The organism is Bradyrhizobium sp. sBnM-33 (assembly GCF_032917945.1).
GTDB lineage: Bacteria > Pseudomonadota > Alphaproteobacteria > Rhizobiales > Xanthobacteraceae > Bradyrhizobium.
In genome coordinates, this window is the sequence record NZ_CP136624.1 from 5,393,639 (window position 1) to 5,410,370 (window position 16,732).

Genomic DNA, 16,732 nt, shown 5'->3' on the forward strand with positions numbered 1-16,732 from the left:
TCAATCACGTGGCGGAACGCCGCAAAGCGCTGATATGCAAATCGGGGCGATTCCTGATAGCACTGCCGGACAATGGACCAGACCACAGAGCCAGATTCCGTCCCATCGACCAGCCGAATGCGGACAGCAGCATTCGCCGTGCATGTCTTCACGGCGATGGGGGCGGGCATCGCGCTGCTCGCGATGCTGGAGGCCGTGCGCGGGCATTGGGCCAACATGTTCGGCTGGCTTGGCGTCGCCCTGATCATCGATGCCATCGACGGGCCGCTGGCGCGAAAGCTGGACGTCGTGCGGCTGCAGCCGAACTGGTCGGGCGAGGTGCTCGACCTCGTGGTCGATTTCGTGACCTACGTCTTCGTGCCGGCCTATGCCATCACCGCGAGCGGGATGCTGCTGCCGGAGGTGGCGCCGCTGCTTGGCATCGGCATCATGGTTTCCGGTGCGCTCTATTTCGCCGACCGGCGCATGAAGGCGTCTGACAACCACTTCCGCGGCTTTCCGGCGCTGTGGAACGCGGCGGCGTTTTATTTGTTCTTGCTGCACCTGCCGCCGATACTTTCCACTCTCGGAATCGCAATCCTGATCGCCCTCACATTCGCCCCGTTTCATGTGCTGCATCCGATCCGGGTGGTGCGGCTACGCTGGCTGACCCTGTGGCTGATGGCCATTGGAGCCGTGCTGGCGATCTATACGCTCATCTGCGATTTCAACGTGGGCGCTCCCATCATCGCCGCGCTTTGCGCCATTGCGGCTTACGTAATAGGAAGTGACGCCGTGATCCGGCAAATCAAGTCGTTCAAGGCATGATGGAATTATTGACCAGCCCGGAAGCCTGGGCGGCGCTGCTGACGTTGACGGCGCTGGAAATCGTGCTCGGCATCGACAACGTCATTTTCATCTCCGTGATCGTCTCGCGCCTTCCGCCGGCGCAGGCCAAACGGGCGCGCCAGATCGGCCTGTTGCTGGCGCTGGTGTTCCGCATCGTGCTGCTCACTCTGCTGGTGTGGCTGATCGGCCTGACGGAGCCGGTGATCACGGTAAGAAATGTCGAACTGTCCTGGCGGGACATCATCCTGATTGCCGGCGGAGCCTTCCTGATCGCGAAGGCGACGCATGAAATTCATGGCGAGGTCGAGGCGAGCGATGGCGAGCCCAATGCCGAACCTAGAGCCAGCGTATTCTTCTGGGTAATCATGCAGATCATCGTCATAGACATCGTGTTCTCGCTGGACTCGATCATCACCGCGATCGGCATGGCGCAGGATCTGGAGATCATGATCGCCGCCGTCGTGATCGCATGCGTCGTCATGTACGTCTCGTCGGGCCCGGTGGCCCGGTTCGTGGCCAATCACCCGACCACCAAAATGCTGGCATTGGCGTTCCTGGTGCTGATCGGCGTGGCGCTGGTCGCCGATGGATTCAAATTCCATATCCCGCGCGGCTACATCTATTTTGCCATGTTGTTCGCGGCCGCCGTCGAACTGTTCAATGTGCTCGCCAGGCGCAACCGGAGAAAAGCCGCCGCCAAATAGGCGTTTTCGACCGATCAGTTGACAAGGCGACGGCGATGGCTTTCGTTTCGCTTCGTAGTTGGGGCGTTCAGCAAATACCAAGGGAGAGACTGTCATGACCAAGGCTGTGCGCGTGCACAAGGTGGGGGGACCGGAAGCCCTGGTGTACGAGGACGTAGAGGTCCCGGCGCCGGGGCCGGGCGAGGTTCGCCTCCGCCAGCATGCCGTTGGACTCAACTTCATCGACGTCTATTTCCGCACCGGCCTCTACAAGGCCCCCGGATTGCCGTTCATTGCCGGCAATGAGGCCGCCGGCGAGGTTGTGGCCGTGGGCCCGGGCGTTACCAATTTTCATCCCGGCGATCGCGTCGCCTACTATTTCACACTCGGCGGCTATGCCAGCGAGCGGGTGATCCCGGCGGACAAGCTGGTCAAGCTGCCCGACCATATCACCTACGAGCAGGGCGCGGTCCTGATGCTCAAGGGGCTGACGGTCTGGTACCTCCTGCACAAGACCTTCAAGGTCGAACCCGGCCATCGCGTGCTGATCCATGCCGCGGCCGGCGGCATCGGTCTGTTGGCCTGCCAGTGGGCGAAGGCGCTCGGAGCGCATGTGATCGGCACCGTCGGCTCCAAGGCCAAGGCCGACCTCGCGCTCGCCAATGGCTGCGATCACGTCATCCTCTATAACGAAGAGGACTTCGTCGCGCGCGTGAAACAGATCAGCCGCAACGAGCTCTGCGACGTCGTCTATGACGGCGTCGGCAAGACCACCTTCCCGGGCTCGCTGTCGTGCTTGCGGCCACGCGGCCTGTTCGTCAGCTTCGGCAATGCCTCCGGTCCGGTGCCGCCGTTCCCGCTCGCCGAGCTCAACAACCACGGGTCGCTGTTTGCGACCCGGCCGAAGCTCAATGACTATGTCAGCACCCGCAAGGACCTGCTCGAAGGCGCCGACACGCTGTTCGCCGCCGTCATCAACGGCAAACTTCACGTGCCGATCAACCATGCCTACGCGCTGAAGGACGCGGCGAAGGCGCATACCGAGCTGGAGAGCCGCGCGACGACGGGCGCGGCGATCTTAAGGCCGTAAGCCGAGCCGTCATTGCGAGGAGCGATAGCGACGAAGCAATCCATTCCTCCACCGCGGAAGTATGGATTGCTTCGCTTCGCTCGCAATGGCGATCGAGGCTAAGCCACTCTCCGTGCCGCGCCCGCCTTCACCAAAATCGCATCAAGACAATCGATCATCAGTGATATCTCCTCACGCGTGACGTTGAGCGCCGGCATGAAGCGGAGCGCATCGGGCTGCGGCGAGTTAATCAGCACGCCGTCAGCAAGCGCCTCGGCCACGATCGCCGCACCGATCGGCAGCTTCAGATCGAGCGCCAGCAACAGCCCGCGGCCGCGGACTTCGCCGAGGCCGTGCCGCGCCGATAATTTCTGCAATTCGCTTTCCAGGAACAGGCCGGCATCCGCAGCCGCTTTCAGGAATTGCGGCTTCGAAACCTCCTCGAGCACCGCAAGCCCCGCAGCGCACATTAACGGATTGCCGTTGAACGTTCCGCCTTGGTCGCCATGCTCGAAGCAAGAGGCATGCTCGGTCGCGAGCAGGGCTGCCAGCGGCACGCCGCCGCCGATACCTTTGCCGAGCGTCATGATGTCCGGCTCGATGTCAGCATGCTCGTAGTGGAACAGTTTTCCGGTCCGGCCCATGCCGGTCTGGATCTCATCGACGATCAGGAGCAGGCCGTGGTCTCTCGTCAGCGCGTGCAGTTCCTTCAGGAATTGATCGGTTGCAGGCCAGACGCCGGCTTCGCCCTGGATCGGCTCCAGCATCACGGCGACCGTGTTGTCAGAAATCAGCGCCTTTACTGAACCGAGATCGTTGAGTTTGGCTTTGCGGAAGCCTGATACCTTTGGCTCGAACAGCGGCTCGAACGCCTTCTTGCCCGATGCAGACATGGTCGCAAGCGTGCGGCCGTGAAATCCACCTTCGAACGTGATGATTTCGAACGCGCCGTTCTTGTATTTCGTGCCGTATTTGCGCGCGAGCTTGATGGCACCTTCATTGGCCTCCGCGCCCGAATTGGCGAAGAACACCTGATCGAAGCAGCTCTTCTCGCAAAGTGCTTGCGCGAGCTTCAGGCTGGGGCCGTTGTAGAAGGCGGGACTTGGCGTCAGCAAAAGCTTGGCCTGTGCGGCAAGCGCTTCGGCGACGACCGGTGGCGAATGGCCGAGGCAGTTGACGGCCCAGCCCTGCATGAAATCGAGATAGCGCTTGCCGGCCTCGTCCCACAGATACGCGCCTTCGCCGCGAACGAACACGGCCTGCGGGCGGGCGGTGATGTTCATCAGCGCGTCGAACGGATGGGCAGCATGGGTCATGTCGATCTCCTCAGGTTTTTGGGGAAGGGGCAGGCCGAAACGCAAGAAGGCCGCACTTTTGAGGGTGCGGCCTTCTCGAAAACGTGGCTGAACTAGCTAATCAGCGTTGTCGTCGGACATGGCGCGCCCCATCATCGTCGCGGGAGCGACGACGCAGGCAGGCGCGGCGGTTGGTCCGGTTCAGTTTCATGGCAATGGCCCATACAGCCGAACCGTGCACCATGTCAAGCGGCGTCGGGTCTTCAAAATCCCGCGACGCTGCCGTGCAGATCGTATTGATCAGATCGTTCGATCTTCGCGGTGACGACCTCGCCGACCTTCAGCGGGCGGCGGCTGGAAAGATAGACCGCGCCGTCGATCTGTGGCGCGTCGGCCTTTGAACGACCCTTTGCAACCGTCGGGCCGACTTCGTCGATGATGATCTGCTGCCGGGTGCCGACCTTGCGCTTGAGGCGGCGGGCAGAGATTTTCTGCTGCCGGGCCATCAGCGCGTTCCAGCGCTCCTGCTTGACCTCATCCGCGACTGCATTCCCGATCGCATTCGATGCAGCGCCCGCGACAGGCTCGTATTTGAAGCAGCCGAGCCGATCGATCTCGGCTTCTTCGAGCCAGTCGAGCAGATAGGCGAAATCGGAATCGGTCTCGCCGGGAAAGCCGACGATGAAGGTCGAGCGCAACGTTAGGTCAGGACATTCCTCGCGCCACTTCTTGATCCGCGCCAGCGTCTTTTCCTGCGCGGCGGGACGCTTCATGGCTTTCAGGACGTCCGGGCTCGCATGCTGGAAGGGAATGTCGAGATAGGGCAGAATCTTGCCCTCGGTCATCAGGCCGATGACTTCGTCGACATGCGGGTAGGGGTAGACGTATTGCAGCCGCACCCACGCGCCGAGATCGCCTAGTTCCTTGGCGAGATCGAAAAATTTTGCGCGGACCTGACGGTCCTTCCACGGACTTTGCGCGTACTTCACGTCGACGCCGTACGCTGACGTGTCTTGCGAGATAACAAGCAATTCCTTGACGCCGGCTGCGACGAGCCGCTCCGCCTCGCGCAGCACGTCGTTGGCCGGGCGCGACACCAGGTCGCCGCGCAGTTTCGGGATGATGCAAAAACTGCAGCGATTGTTGCAGCCTTCGGAAATCTTCAGATAAGCGTAGTGGCGCGGCGTCAGCTTGACACCTTGCGGCGGTACCAGATCGAGATGCGGGTTATGGACCGGCGGCAACGCCCGGTGCACGGCCTCGAGCACGCTCTCATATTGCTGCGGGCCCGATATCGAGAGCACGCCTGGATAGGCCGCTTCGATCTGCTCGGGTTCCGCGCCCATGCAGCCGGTGACGATGACCTTGCCGTTCTCGGCCATCGCTTCGCCGATGGCACCGAGCGATTCCTGCTTGGCGCTGTCGAGGAAGCCGCAGGTGTTGACGATTACGATGTCGGCGCCGTCATGCTTGCGGGCCAGCTCATAGCCTTCGGCGCGCAGCCGGGTGATAATGCGCTCGGAATCCACCAGCGCTTTGGGGCACCCAAGGGAAACAAAGCTGACTTTGGGCGCAGCGGCCTGTTGCATATTTCATCTGCCTGATTGATCGGCACGAACTAGTCCTAATGGCCCATAATTACAAGGCTTTGCGCCAACTTCTGACGTGCTATGGATGCCCGGCCGGGGTATGAGTTGATCGATGAGCGCTGAGTCGTCGCCGAAAATCGTCATTGTCGACGAAAGTCCGATCCGGGCCGCAATCCTGGAAGAGGGGTTGCGGGAGGCGGGCTTTACCGGCGTTGTCCATATCAGTGAGATGCAGAGCCTGCTGGCGCGGATCTATGCGCTCGACCCCGACGTCATCCTGATCGACCTGGAAAATCCCAGCCGCGACGTGCTGGAACAGATGTTCCAGGTCAGCCGCGCGGTGCGGCGGCCGATCGCCATGTTCGTCGACCAGAGCGACGCGGCCTCGATCCAGGCCTCCGTCGATGCCGGCGTTTCCGCCTACATCGTGGACGGCCTGAAGAAGGAGCGGATCAAACCGATCCTCGACCTCTGCATTTCCCGCTTCAACGCCTTCTCCAAGCTGCAGGACGAGCTCGACCGCACCAAGTCGGCGCTCGAGGAGCGCAAGGTGATCGACCGCGCCAAGGGCATCCTGATGAAGGTGAAGGGCCTCACCGAAGAGGAGGCTTATGTGCTGATGCGCTCCACCGCGATGCGCGAGAAGAAGAAAATCGGCGAGATCGCGCAGTCGATCCTGACCGCGTCGGAGCTGCTGAAATGACGACACCGCTGCATATCGGCTTCATTCCGCTGGTCGACGCGGCCGCGCTTATCATCGCCGTCGATAAGGGCTTTACGGCCGCCGAAGGTCTCGATGTCACGCTGGTGCGTGAAGTGTCGTGGTCCAACGTCCGCGACAAGCTCAATATCGGCATGTTCGACGCGGCGCATCTGCTGGCGCCGGTAGCGATCGCCTCGAGCCTGGGTTTAGGCCACGTCAAGGTGCCGATCGTTGCGCCATTCAATCTGGGGCTCAACGGCAACGCGATCACGGTATCGCCGGCGCTGCATGGCGCAATCATGAGCGAGATCGACGGCGACCCGCTCGATCCCATGGCCACTGCACTGGCACTCGCCCGCGTCGTTGCGGCCAGGCGCAAGAGCGGCGCGGAACCGCTGACGTTCGGAATGACGTTTCCGTTCTCCACCCATAATTACCAGCTCCGGTTCTGGATGGCGGCGGGTGGGGTCGATCCCGACGAAGACGTTCGCCTGGTGGTGTTACCGCCGCCCTACATGGTGGACAGCCTCGCCAACGGCCATGTCGATGCGTTCTGCGTCGGCGCGCCCTGGAACTCGGTTGCGGTCGATCTCGGAGTCGGCCACATCCTGCATTTCGTCGCTGATATTTTGGTGCGCGCGGCCGAAAAGGTTCTCGCGGTCAGGCAAAGCTGGTCGGAAAAAAATCCGAACGTGCTGGCTGCCCTGATCCGGGCGGCTGCCAAGGCCGCCGAATACATTGAGGAGCCCGGAAACCGCGCCGAAGCCGCTCATGTCCTAGCGCGGCCCGAACGGCTCGGCGTCGGCGCCGAGGTGATCCAGCGCACCCTCGACGGCCGATTGAAGGTTTCACCCGACGGCCAGCGGCGCGAGAGCGGCCGCTATCTGCTGGTCGGGCGCGAGGGGGCGGGGCGGCCCGATCCGGCGCAGGCCGCCTGGCTCTACGCCCAGATGGTGCGCTGGGGGCAGACGGAGATGCGGCCGGATGCGCTTCGGACCGCCATGGCGGTCTTCAGGCCCGAGCTCTACGACGCCGCCATGGGGCGTCCGGGGGCGGTCCCCGACGCGGTTGGTGCCATCGGCGCCTTTGCCGGCCCCGCGTTCGACCCCGCTGATATCGCCGGGCATCTGGCGGCTTTTAAGATTGGGCACTGGAAGCCCTGAGCCGGTCGATTGAAGCAATATTAGGCAATCGTCCGCACTGTCTATTCATTAGGCAAGCTGCTCAGGAATCATCTATGAAGCTCGCTTCATAATTTCGAGCTCCTCCTCGGAACAGATTGCAATTTCAAGAGATTCGTCGCGACCCCATCTGGCACGCAACTTGTATGGTGCAGTGCGGTCGGCTCGTCGTTGATGCCTGCCGGCCTACGTCCAAGATGGATTTCCGCAGCAACGAAGCTGGTCGGACCGCATACCAGGAATCTCAGCCCGGCAACCACGCCGGGCCGATCTCCTGGGCGGTCAATCCCCATTCGTTGACGCCACTTGCCGTGGCCGCAGGAGTTTCGTCGCGCATGAAAATCGAACCGATCACAGTCGACTTTACCGACGAGCAGAAGCGCTACCTCGAAGGCTTTACCGCGGGCTTACAGATCAGCCGGGTCGGGCGCGGCCTCGGCGGCAGCGCGAGCAAGGCGAATGCCGAACCGACCGGGCCGGATGCTGCGCACATCAAGGCGCAGGACAAGGTGATCGCCGCCGGCAAGAAGCTCGCCGATCCCGAGAAGTTCAAGCGCGAGGAGCATCCGTTCGATGCCTATCCGCGGCTGAAGCAGCAGGCGCTCGATAACGCGCCGCCGAATCCTGCGGATAATTTCCGCTGGCGCTATTACGGCCTGTTCTACGTCGCGCCGGCGCAGGATTCCTACATGTGCCGCCTGCGGATCCCGAACGGAATCCTGAAGCACTGGCAGTTTTCGGGATTGGCCGATCTCGCCGAGCGGCTGTGCGGGCCGTTCTGCCACGTCACCACGCGCGCGAATCTGCAGGTGCGCGAAATTCCGCCCAAGCATGCGGTGGCTTTGATTGAGGGCATCCAGGACCTCGGCCTCTGTTCGCGCGGCACCGGTGCGGACAACATCCGCAATGTCACGGGCACGCCGACGGCGGGGATCGATCCGCAGGAACTGATCGACACCCGCGAATATGCCCGCGAGTGGCACTACCACATCCTCAACGACCGCTCGCTGTACGGTTTGCCGCGCAAGTTCAACGTCGCCTTCGACGGCGCAGGCAAGATCGCCGTGCTGGAGGACACCAACGACATCGCATTCACGGCGGTCGAGGTGAGGGACGGTTTTGGCGCCGAGCCCGGCGTCTGGTTTCGGCTGGGGATCGGTGGAATTACCGGTCATAAGGATTTTGCAAAATACACCGACATCATCGTCAAGCCGCCCGACGCCACCAAGGTCGCTGACGCGATCGTGCGCATTTTCATCGAGCTTGGCGACCGTACCAACCGCAACAAGGCGCGGCTGAAATACGTGCTCGACGGGATGGGGCACGAAAAATTCCACGCGCTGGTCGAGGAGCGGCTCGGCAAGCCCTTCACCCGCGTGCCGCCGGAAGCGCTCGCGCCGCGCCCGGCGTTCGACCGCATGGCTCATATCGGCGTGCACAGGCAGAAGCAGGAGGGGCTGAACTGGATCGGCGTCTCACTGCCGCTTGGAAAAGTCACCTGCGAGCAGATGCGGGGGTTAGCCAAAATCGCGCAGGATTTTGGCGACGGCGATATCCGCCTGACGGTGTGGCAGAACCTGCTGATCTCCGGTGTGCGCGACGACAACGTCGAGCTGGCGGTCGCCGCGCTCCAGGCGATCGGGCTCGCAGTCGAGGCGTCGCAAATCCGCGCCGGGCTGATCGCCTGCACCGGCAATACTGGTTGCCGATTTGCCGCCTCGAACACCAAACGCCATGCCGCGGAAATCGGCGACTGGTGCGAGCCGCGCGTCAATATCGAGACGCCGATCAACATCCACGTCACTGGCTGCCATCATTCCTGCGCGCAGCACTACATCAGCGATATCGGCCTGATCGCGGCGAAAGTGGATGTTGGCGAGGATGCCGATCCAGTCGAGGGCTATCATCTCTTCACCGGCGGCGGCTTTGGACCCGATGCCGACATCGGGCAGGAGGTCTATCACGATCTCAAGGCCGAGGATGCGCCGAGGACGGTCGAGAAACTGCTGAAGGCGTATCTCACGCATCGCGCATCGCCCGATGAGACGTTCCTGACATTTGCGCGCCGCCATGACGGCGAGACGCTGCGCAAGCTGACCGACGCCGAGGTGTCCGCATGAACCAGATCACGCCTCCACCCAAGATCGAGATCATTCCCTCGAACGCGCCATTCTCCGAAGCGCAGCGCTCGTGGCTGAACGGGTTCTTCGCCGGACTTCTGTCAGACGCGACGCCGCTGTCGGCCGAACAAGGCGCGGCCGTCATGCAGGGCGCAGCCGGCGACGGCGATGACGGCGAAGCGCCGTGGCATGACCAGACCATGCCGATTGCCGATCGCATGAAGCTTGCCGAAGGCCGGCCGTTGCGGCGGCGGATGATGGCGGCTATGGCGCAGCAGGATTGCGGCCAGTGCGGCTATGACTGCCACAACTATTCGGAAGCAATCGCGAACAAGAGCGAAGCGCGGCTCAACCTCTGCGTCCCCGGCGGCAAGGAAACCGCCCGGATGCTGAAATCGCTTTATGAGGAGATCGACAAGGCACCCGCGCCGTCATCGGCGCCTGCGGCGGCTGCGGTTGCGCCGACGGCTCCAGGCGAACCTGGCCGTTCGCGCGACAATCCCGCGAACGCAAAATTCCTCTCGCGGCGATTGCTCAACGGCAAGGGCTCGGAGAAGGAGACCTGGCATATCGAGTTCGATCTGTCCGGATGTGGCCTCGACTATGTCGTCGGCGATTCGTTCGGCATTTTTGCGCGCAACGATATCGGCCTGGTCGACCAGATCATCGCACTTCTGGGCGCATGGCATACAACGGAGGTGAGGGGAAAGACGCTGCGCGAAGTGTTGCGCGACGACGTCTCGCTGTCACCAGCACCGGATTCGCTGTTCGAACTGATCTCGTATCTGACCGGCGGCGCCCTGCGCGAGAAAGCCCGCGCGCTGGCGCAAGGCGAAGATCCCGATGGCGACGCGGCAACGCTCGACGTGATGGCGGTCTTGCAGAAATTCTCCCGCGTCCGTCCGCATCCCGAGGCCTTTGTCGAGGCGCTGGAGCCGTTGCAGCCACGGCTCTATTCGATCTCGTCGTCGCACAATGCCACCCCCGGAAAGCTGTCGCTGACGGTCGACTGCGTGCGCTATGTGGTCAACAAGCGACGACGTCTCGGACTGGCCTCGACGTTCCTTGCCGAGCGCATCAACCCCGGCGACGAGGTCAAGGTCTATGTACAGAAGGCCCATGGCTTCGCACTGCCGCAGGACCCCAAGACACCGATCATCATGGTTGGTCCCGGCACGGGTATCGCGCCGTTCCGCGCCTTCCTGCTCGATCGCCGCGCCACCGGCGCACCCGGCAAGAACTGGCTGTTCTTCGGCCATCAGCGAAGCGATTGCGATTTCTTCTATGCCGACGAACTCAATGCGATGAAGACCTCGGGCCTCTTGACGCGGTTGTCGCTGGCGTGGTCGCGCGATGGCGAGAAGAAGTTTTACGTCCAGGACCGCATGCGGGAGGTTGGCCGCGAGGTATGGACGTGGCTCGCGGAGGGTGCCCACATCTACATCTGCGGGGACGCCAAGCGGATGGCCAAGGACGTCGAGCGCGCGCTGGTCGACATCATCGCCCAGTTCGGCGCCCGAACCACCGACGAGGCTGTTAACTTCGTTGGGGAACTCAAGAAGAACGGCCGGTTCCAGCAGGACGTTTACTAATCCAGGTTCCACCTTGCTCAAATCGGGCCGAATAAAATTCTCGCTCTGGTCGGAAAGAAGGGAAATTTCCCCTCGAAATGGTGCACGCCGGAGCGCCCGTATCGCTATTTCGGCGGATGTCTTGCATCCGGGCGCGATCGATATTCCATATGCACTCCATGCCGCGTTGGAGATCGATCATGCGCGAACTATCGGCGGAAGCCCGCCTGCACCTTTACGCACGCTCGGTGTCCCGCCGTTCCGGCACCGGCTTTCACACCGCCGCGCTCTACAGTGCGTTCGCGCTCATTGCCGCCATCGTGTTCGGCACGCTGTCGGTGCATCCGTTCTAGGACGAATGCGCCGTCTTGAATGGCGCCACCGTAATCCCCGCATCCTTCAACGCCTGACGCACGCCGCGTGCGATGTCGACTGCACCCGGCGTGTCGCCGTGAATGCACACGGTGTCGGTGCGCATTTTGATCACCTTGCCTGTGACGGAGACCACTGCGCCGTCCTGCACCATCCGCACCACGCGATCGGCGATTTGTTTCGCATCGTGCAGCACTGCGCCGGGCTTCTTGCGCGACACCAGCGAGCCGTTATCTTCATAAGCGCGGTCGGCAAACACCTCGTGGACCATCGGCAGGTTGGCGGCTTCTCCCGCCTGCACCAGCTTGGAATTGGCGAGCACCACGAAGATCAGATTGGGATCGACCGCCTTGATGCCGTTGGCGATGGCTGTTGCGGTCATGTCATCCTCGCAGGCGACGTTGGAGAGCGCGCCATGCGCCTTGACGTGGGTGACCTTGTATCCGGCCGCGGTCGCAATCGCCTGCAAGGCGCCGATCTGATAGGCGATGAGGTTCTCGATCTCCGAAGACTTTAGGCCCGGGATCGGCCTCCGACCGAACCCGTGCAGGTCGCGATAGCCGGGATGCGCGCCGACCGAGACGCCGCGCGCTTTCGCCAGTTCGACCGTGCGGCGCATGATGTCGGGATCGCCGGCATGAAAGCCGCAGGCGACATTCACCGACGTCGCAAGCTCGATCATGGCGGCGTCATTGCCCATTTCCCACGCGCCAAATCCTTCGCCGAGATCGCAATTGAGGTCGATGGTTGTCATGTTGTCCGTCCGCTTCTCGTGAGTGGATTGCTGGTCAGTCCGGGCCCGCTATGTCGGCCATCGATACCGCGTGCCAGGTTCCCGCATCGACTGCGCTGACAGCGTGGCCCGCGACATTGGCATCGTGCAGGGCGTCGATGTTGAGATCAACGCTTTCGATTGCCCGCAGCCGCTCGGGCAGCGTGCGCAGCAGTTCCGCAAATTTGCGCGCTTCCGCCTCCGCTTCGGCCATGCTGACGGCCCTGAAACGAAAGGCGCGCCCGGCGGGGATCTGTGCCAACCGCCCGAGATCGGCCGAAATCACGGTCGCGATCTTGGGATAACCGCCGCTGGTGCCGCGATCCGGCATCAATACGATCGGCTGGCCGTTGCCGGGCACCTGCACGCTACCGTTGACGGTACCGTCTGAGACGATGTTGTGGCCGTAGAGGTGCTTGAGGGTGGGGCCTTCAAGCCGGTAGCCCATGCGGTCGCTGGTCGCCGATATCTTCCATTCGCTGTCGACGAACAGCTTTTTGGTTTCCTCGGCGAATTCGTCGTCCTGCGGTCCCCAGACCACACGGATCGGCGCATCGGTTGCCGCGGGCAGTTCGATCCGCCGTTCCGCCGCCGCGCCGACTGCGGCCTTCGCCGGTAGTTCGTCGCCGGCCTGCAGTGGGCGAGGATAGGGGCTGCCGAGGCCGGCGCGCGCATTGACGGCGAGGCTGCCGAACATCGGCTCGCCGGCAATGCCGCCTTCGATCGCGAGATAGCTGAAGGCGCCGCCGCGGGCGAAGCCAAGCGTCAGCGTCTCGCCATCGGCGAGAGTTGCGGACGTATCGGGTGCCATGGTGCGGCCGGCGATGTCAGCATTGCGCGGGGCTCCCGTCAGCGCGACGCGCACCGCGCCGCCGCGCGCGGTGAATTTTGCGCCGAACGGACCGACTTCGACGACCGCCATGAACGCTTCATTGCCAACCAGCGTATTGGCGGCCGCCAGCGCCAGCCGATCCATCGCGCCGCTCGGCACTAGGCCGTAGCGCTGGGCGCCGGGCCGTCCGCCGTCCTGTACTGAACTCGCCGGGCCGATCGATGCAATGACGAGCCTGCTCATGCGGCGGTCTGCTCGGCAATGATTTCGCCGGCTTCGGCGGCGCGGTCCTGCTCCGCAAACGTCTTGGCATCGACAGGCGTAAAGGTGACGTTGTCGCCGGGCTCCAGCAAAAAGATCGGGTCGCGGTGAAGCTGGTAGGTGCGGACCGCGGTCCGTCCCAGAAGGTGCCAGCCGCTCGGGCCGGCGAGGCACTGCACGCCGGTTTGCACCCCACCGATCGAGATGGTGCCGGCCGGCGTCAGCAAGCGCGGGTTCTGCCGCCGCGGCATGTGCAGGCTATCCGCAAGCCCGCTTAGATAGGACCAGCCGGGCGTAAAACCGATCATGGCGACCCGGTAGTCGCCGGCGACATGCCGCGCCACGATTTCGTCGGGCGTGGTGTTGAGGGTTTTCGCGACGTCCTCGAGGTCGATGCCGTGCTCGCCGCCATAGACCACCGGAATGCGCCAGCGCCGGCTCTTTGTTGCGGCCGGCACCGGCAGTTGCGCGAGCGCGAGAATCTTTTCACCAAGCTTGTCGAAATCGATCTGGACCGGATCGTAATGGACGAGCAGCGAACGATAGGTCGGCACGGTCTCGGTGACGCCTGCGATGGGTTCAGCAGCCAGCGCACGGTCGAGCGCCAGCACCCGCCGGTTGGCGGCATCGTCGATGTTGCGGCTGAATTCCACCGTGATGGCGCTGTCGCCACTCGGCAACAGGCGGGGCGGGGGTAGCGTCACGGCCATGGCCTCTAAACTGTTTCGCAGCTCTCGTGCTCAGCTCAACCTGTAGCGTGTTTTGGGCGCGAGTGGAATTCGCTTCGCGCGAAATCCGCCAGTAAGTTCAATAAATTAATCTGCATTCCGATGATAAGATATTGTGATCGCGCTTCTTTCCTCCGGCCCTTGACGCGATGTCTGCGCTTCGCAAGATGCGCTACCTTTCACCCATACTCCGGAGCCTGCATTCCAGATGTCCCTGTCCCCCGAAGCCGTCGCAACCCTGTCCGGCGTGTCCACCGCCACCATCACCACTGTGCTGCTCAAGAAGGGTCTGCGAAACGTCTGGATGCGCGGCACCAAGCCGTTGCGGCCGGGGCAGCCACGGCTGGTCGGACCGGCCTTTACGCTGCGCTTCGTGCCCGCGCGCGAAGATCTCGCCACGCCTGAATCCTGGTCATCGCCGATTTCGACCCGCACCGCGATCGAAGCGATGCCGAAAGGCTGCATCGCCGTGGTCGATGCCATGGGCGTCACCGATGCCGGCATCTTCGGCGACATCCTCTGCGCCCGCATGGTCAAGCGCGGCGTTGCCGCACTGATCACCGACGGCGTGGTGCGCGATGTCGAAGGCGTGCTCGGCACCAATCTTCCGGTCTGGTGCGACGGCTTCGCCGCGCCGCCTTCCGTCGCGGGCCTTACCTTCGTGGGCTGGGGCGAACCGATCGGCTGCGGCGGAGTTGCCGTGTTTCCGAACGATATCATCGTCGCCGACCAGGATGGCGCGGTGCTGATCCCGCAGGCGTCGCTCGATCACGTGCTGGCCGAAGGGCCGGAGCAGGAGCGGATGGAAGCCTGGATCGTCAACGAGGTGAATAACGGGGCGGCATTGCCCGGCCTCTATCCGATGAACGCCGAGACCAAGGCGCGCTACGCTGCGACGAAGAAGTAACGTCAACAGGCAGAGGCAACTCCATGGAAATCCATCTCGCGGGCTCCCGGCCGACGCGCCGGGCGCCGACTGAATATTTCACCGGCACGGTGCTGCAGGATCCGATCATCCAGACCGAGGCGCCGGCACGGCTGGCCTCGACGCGCGTCTCCTTTGAGCCCGGCGCGCGCACGGCGTGGCATACGCATCCGCTGGGTCAGACGCTCTACGTCATCTCAGGGGTCGGACGGGTGCAGGCCAAGGGCGGTCCGATCAGGGAAATTCATCCCGGTGATGTCGTCTGGATTCCGCCCGGCGAGAAGCACTGGCATGGCGCTTCGCCGACCAACGGCATGACCCACATTGCCATGCAGGAAGCGGTCGATGGAAGCTACGTCACGTGGATGGAGCACGTGACCGACGACGAATATTCGGCGAAGCTGGGTTAGGCTGCAGCCTCAAATCCGCTGCGCGGTCCAGGTGCCCGAGCAGAGTGCCGCGCGCCATGTGCCCGATCCCGACGTGCCCGCGAGTCGGCCGTAACCGACTGCGCGCTTCATCCCGCTCGCCAGCGTGACATTGATCGTGCCGGCTTCGGCCACGCGGCCGGAAGCCGTTACCGCTGCGCTGTTCGAGGCGACCTGGCCGTTGCTGATTTCGATCGAAACCGAGGCGCCGCTGCTGCAAGCGGCATTCGACGAGGTGATCTGCACATTCCAGTCGCCATCAAATGTTGCAGCGGCAGATGGTGTCGCAAAGCCCAGCGCAGCAAGCAGCGAAACGGCGACCACGGATTTCCGAGACTTTACCATGACGAGCCCCTTTGATTTGGACCCGATCACGATCTCACAGTGCTTCCACGACAACTGTGATTGCCATCACGCGTTCAAGACTCCATGAAAAACCCCGCGCAGCGGCGGGGCTTCGGTCGAATGCGCAGTGCCTGCTGGTCAGTTGACGCGGGTCCAGGTCTGGCCGCCGCAGAACATGCCGCCGAAGGCGCAGCCCTGAACGCGCAGGCTGTCGGTGCCCTTGAGGGCAATCGTCGAATCGTAGGTGCTGCCGGTGTTCGGATCGAAAATCCGGCCGCTCCACTTGTCCTTGCCAGGCTTCATGTTGATTAGAACCTGCTCGCCGTTCTGGTTAGACTTCTTGTCGACGGAATAGCCGCAGAGATTGGGGCCGCATTGTTCGATCCGCACCTTGCCTTCCTTCTCCTCCGTGAGCCAAATGCCGAGCGGTGAGTTCGCAGACGGCGGCGCCGAAGCTGCCGGTGCCGCCGCCTGTTTCTGTTGCGGCGGCGGTGGCGCTGGCGCGGCAACGGGAGCAGATGCTGGCGGTGTTGCCGGAGCGGCGTTCTGTTGCACCGGGGGAGCAGGAGGTGCTGCCGCAGGCGCAGCGGCGTCTACCGGCGCAACGGCTGCCGTCGTGCTCGACGGCGTGGCCGGTACAGCGGCTGGAGCAGGGGCGGCAGGTGCCGGCGCAGTCGCAGGGGCAGCCGCTTGCTCCGCTGGAGCCGGCACGGCCGGCGCTGGCGCAGTCTCGGGTGCGGCTTGCGGGGCGGTCTTTGCCTGCTGCGGAGTCTTCCTGGTCGGACGATCAAGATCGCCTTCCTCGCCTCGCGCGCGCTTGGTCTTCTTGCCGGTATTGTCGTAGACGCCGGGAATAGAAACGGTGCCGCGATCGGGATCGATCGTAATGGTGCGACCGCCATACTCGAAAGTGTACTGCGCCTGTGCAGCGGTGACGGTGCCAGCCAGCAAGAGCGCGGCGATAGCGAGGCACTTCTTCATTATGACGACCTCCTGAACAGGGAATCCGGATTCCCGCAGCTACTACGCA

At 63.2% G+C, this 16,732-nt stretch carries 17 protein-coding genes; 10 read left to right on the forward strand and 7 right to left on the reverse strand.

Annotated elements, in window-relative coordinates; all coding sequences use genetic code 11:
- The first annotated feature begins 72 nt into the window (after positions 1-72).
- The 3 genes from pcsA to RX328_RS25190 all read left to right on the forward strand — a co-directional run bounded on the left by pcsA (position 73) and on the right by RX328_RS25190 (position 2,601).
- A complete protein-coding gene (gene pcsA / locus RX328_RS25180) occupies positions 73-807 on the forward strand; it encodes a phosphatidylcholine synthase (RefSeq protein ID WP_213253793.1) in 735 nt (244 codons plus the stop codon).
- A complete protein-coding gene (locus RX328_RS25185; RefSeq protein WP_213253792.1) occupies positions 804-1,532 on the forward strand; it encodes a TerC family protein in 729 nt (242 codons plus the stop codon). The genes pcsA and RX328_RS25185 overlap by 4 nt, the downstream gene beginning before the upstream one ends.
- Positions 1,533-1,626: 94 nt before the next feature.
- On the forward strand, positions 1,627-2,601 hold the full coding sequence (locus tag RX328_RS25190; RefSeq protein WP_213253791.1) for a quinone oxidoreductase family protein: 975 nt from the start codon (positions 1,627-1,629) through the stop codon (positions 2,599-2,601).
- A gap of 98 nt (positions 2,602-2,699) precedes the next feature.
- On the opposite strand, the gene RX328_RS25195 is transcribed toward RX328_RS25190, so the two are convergent.
- Positions 2,700-3,896: an acetylornithine transaminase gene (locus RX328_RS25195; RefSeq protein ID WP_213253790.1), complete on the reverse strand. Its 1,197-nt coding sequence runs from the start codon at positions 3,894-3,896 to the stop codon at positions 2,700-2,702.
- A gap of 242 nt (positions 3,897-4,138) precedes the next feature.
- Positions 4,139-5,464 (reverse strand): 30S ribosomal protein S12 methylthiotransferase RimO, encoded by a 1,326-nt coding sequence (gene rimO / locus RX328_RS25200; RefSeq protein ID WP_213253789.1) that lies wholly within the window; start codon positions 5,462-5,464, stop codon positions 4,139-4,141.
- 112 nt (positions 5,465-5,576) lie between these two features.
- Between rimO and RX328_RS25205 the strand changes: the two genes are divergently transcribed.
- The 5 genes from RX328_RS25205 (at position 5,577) to RX328_RS25225 (ending at position 11,392) form a co-directional block, all read left to right on the forward strand.
- On the forward strand, positions 5,577-6,167 hold the full coding sequence (locus RX328_RS25205) for an ANTAR domain-containing response regulator (protein WP_028346026.1): 591 nt from the start codon (positions 5,577-5,579) through the stop codon (positions 6,165-6,167).
- Positions 6,164-7,330 carry a CmpA/NrtA family ABC transporter substrate-binding protein gene (locus RX328_RS25210; protein ID WP_213253788.1) on the forward strand — a complete coding sequence of 389 codons (1,167 nt, stop codon included), beginning with the start codon at positions 6,164-6,166 and terminating at the stop codon, positions 7,328-7,330. Before RX328_RS25205 ends, RX328_RS25210 begins: the two co-directional genes overlap by 4 nt.
- A gap of 353 nt (positions 7,331-7,683) precedes the next feature.
- The gene (locus RX328_RS25215) at positions 7,684-9,468 is read left to right on the forward strand and encodes a NirA family protein (protein ID WP_213253787.1); all 1,785 of its coding nucleotides are present in this window, start codon (positions 7,684-7,686) and stop codon (positions 9,466-9,468) included.
- A complete protein-coding gene (locus RX328_RS25220) occupies positions 9,465-11,060 on the forward strand; it encodes a sulfite reductase subunit alpha (protein WP_213253786.1) in 1,596 nt (531 codons plus the stop codon). Before RX328_RS25215 ends, RX328_RS25220 begins: the two co-directional genes overlap by 4 nt.
- Before the next feature lie 179 nt (positions 11,061-11,239).
- Positions 11,240-11,392, forward strand: a complete 153-nt coding sequence (locus tag RX328_RS25225) for a hypothetical protein (protein WP_176721835.1) — start codon at positions 11,240-11,242, stop codon at positions 11,390-11,392.
- On the opposite strand, the gene RX328_RS25230 is transcribed toward RX328_RS25225, so the two are convergent.
- The 3 genes from RX328_RS25230 to pxpB are packed head-to-tail and all read right to left on the reverse strand — an operon-like array spanning position 11,389 to position 13,986.
- Complete coding sequence (locus tag RX328_RS25230) at positions 11,389-12,165, reverse strand: LamB/YcsF family protein (RefSeq protein ID WP_213253785.1); 777 nt, start codon at positions 12,163-12,165, stop codon at positions 11,389-11,391. The two genes, RX328_RS25225 and RX328_RS25230, sit on opposite strands and share 4 nt — an antisense overlap.
- A gap of 34 nt (positions 12,166-12,199) precedes the next feature.
- Positions 12,200-13,258, reverse strand: coding sequence for a biotin-dependent carboxyltransferase family protein (locus tag RX328_RS25235; protein ID WP_213253784.1), 1,059 nt, complete (start codon positions 13,256-13,258; stop codon positions 12,200-12,202).
- Positions 13,255-13,986, reverse strand: a complete 732-nt coding sequence (pxpB, locus tag RX328_RS25240; protein WP_213253783.1) for a 5-oxoprolinase subunit PxpB — start codon at positions 13,984-13,986, stop codon at positions 13,255-13,257. Before pxpB ends, RX328_RS25235 begins: the two co-directional genes overlap by 4 nt.
- A gap of 226 nt (positions 13,987-14,212) precedes the next feature.
- Between pxpB and RX328_RS25245 the strand changes: the two genes are divergently transcribed.
- Together RX328_RS25245 and RX328_RS25250 are read left to right on the forward strand one after the other, a co-directional pair.
- The gene (locus RX328_RS25245) at positions 14,213-14,911 is read left to right on the forward strand and encodes a ribonuclease activity regulator RraA (protein ID WP_213253782.1); all 699 of its coding nucleotides are present in this window, start codon (positions 14,213-14,215) and stop codon (positions 14,909-14,911) included.
- Between the two features lie 23 nt (positions 14,912-14,934).
- Positions 14,935-15,339, forward strand: coding sequence for a cupin domain-containing protein (locus RX328_RS25250; RefSeq protein WP_213253781.1), 405 nt, complete (start codon positions 14,935-14,937; stop codon positions 15,337-15,339).
- A gap of 9 nt (positions 15,340-15,348) precedes the next feature.
- Here the strand turns inward: RX328_RS25250 and RX328_RS25255 are convergent, their stop codons facing one another.
- Both RX328_RS25255 and RX328_RS25260 read right to left on the reverse strand, forming a co-directional pair.
- A complete protein-coding gene (locus RX328_RS25255) occupies positions 15,349-15,702 on the reverse strand; it encodes a hypothetical protein (RefSeq protein ID WP_213253780.1) in 354 nt (117 codons plus the stop codon).
- 138 nt (positions 15,703-15,840) lie between these two features.
- Positions 15,841-16,683 (reverse strand): DUF2147 domain-containing protein, encoded by an 843-nt coding sequence (locus RX328_RS25260; protein ID WP_213253779.1) that lies wholly within the window; start codon positions 16,681-16,683, stop codon positions 15,841-15,843.
- Positions 16,684-16,732 lie beyond the last annotated feature (49 nt).

What these genes read in the sequence shown, in the direction of transcription:
- RX328_RS25215 (WP_213253787.1), top strand. Translation starts at nt 7,684, where the DNA reads ATGAAAATCGAACCGATCACAGTCGACTTTACCGACGAGCAGAAGCGC.
- rimO (WP_213253789.1), bottom strand. Translation starts at nt 5,464, where the DNA reads ATGCAACAGGCCGCTGCGCCCAAAGTCAGCTTTGTTTCCCTTGGGTGC.
- RX328_RS25260 (WP_213253779.1), bottom strand. Translation starts at nt 16,683, where the DNA reads ATGAAGAAGTGCCTCGCTATCGCCGCGCTCTTGCTGGCTGGCACCGTC.
- RX328_RS25205 (WP_028346026.1), top strand. Translation starts at nt 5,577, where the DNA reads ATGAGCGCTGAGTCGTCGCCGAAAATCGTCATTGTCGACGAAAGTCCG.
- RX328_RS25235 (WP_213253784.1), bottom strand. Translation starts at nt 13,258, where the DNA reads ATGAGCAGGCTCGTCATTGCATCGATCGGCCCGGCGAGTTCAGTACAG.
- RX328_RS25245 (WP_213253782.1), top strand. Translation starts at nt 14,213, where the DNA reads ATGTCCCTGTCCCCCGAAGCCGTCGCAACCCTGTCCGGCGTGTCCACC.
- RX328_RS25190 (WP_213253791.1), top strand. Translation starts at nt 1,627, where the DNA reads ATGACCAAGGCTGTGCGCGTGCACAAGGTGGGGGGACCGGAAGCCCTG.
- RX328_RS25220 (WP_213253786.1), top strand. Translation starts at nt 9,465, where the DNA reads ATGAACCAGATCACGCCTCCACCCAAGATCGAGATCATTCCCTCGAAC.
- pcsA (WP_213253793.1), top strand. Translation starts at nt 73, where the DNA reads ATGGACCAGACCACAGAGCCAGATTCCGTCCCATCGACCAGCCGAATG.
- RX328_RS25225 (WP_176721835.1), top strand. Translation starts at nt 11,240, where the DNA reads ATGCGCGAACTATCGGCGGAAGCCCGCCTGCACCTTTACGCACGCTCG.
- RX328_RS25185 (WP_213253792.1), top strand. Translation starts at nt 804, where the DNA reads ATGATGGAATTATTGACCAGCCCGGAAGCCTGGGCGGCGCTGCTGACG.
- RX328_RS25255 (WP_213253780.1), bottom strand. Translation starts at nt 15,702, where the DNA reads ATGGTAAAGTCTCGGAAATCCGTGGTCGCCGTTTCGCTGCTTGCTGCG.
- RX328_RS25195 (WP_213253790.1), bottom strand. Translation starts at nt 3,896, where the DNA reads ATGACCCATGCTGCCCATCCGTTCGACGCGCTGATGAACATCACCGCC.
- RX328_RS25250 (WP_213253781.1), top strand. Translation starts at nt 14,935, where the DNA reads ATGGAAATCCATCTCGCGGGCTCCCGGCCGACGCGCCGGGCGCCGACT.
- RX328_RS25210 (WP_213253788.1), top strand. Translation starts at nt 6,164, where the DNA reads ATGACGACACCGCTGCATATCGGCTTCATTCCGCTGGTCGACGCGGCC.
- RX328_RS25230 (WP_213253785.1), bottom strand. Translation starts at nt 12,165, where the DNA reads ATGACAACCATCGACCTCAATTGCGATCTCGGCGAAGGATTTGGCGCG.
- pxpB (WP_213253783.1), bottom strand. Translation starts at nt 13,986, where the DNA reads ATGGCCGTGACGCTACCCCCGCCCCGCCTGTTGCCGAGTGGCGACAGC.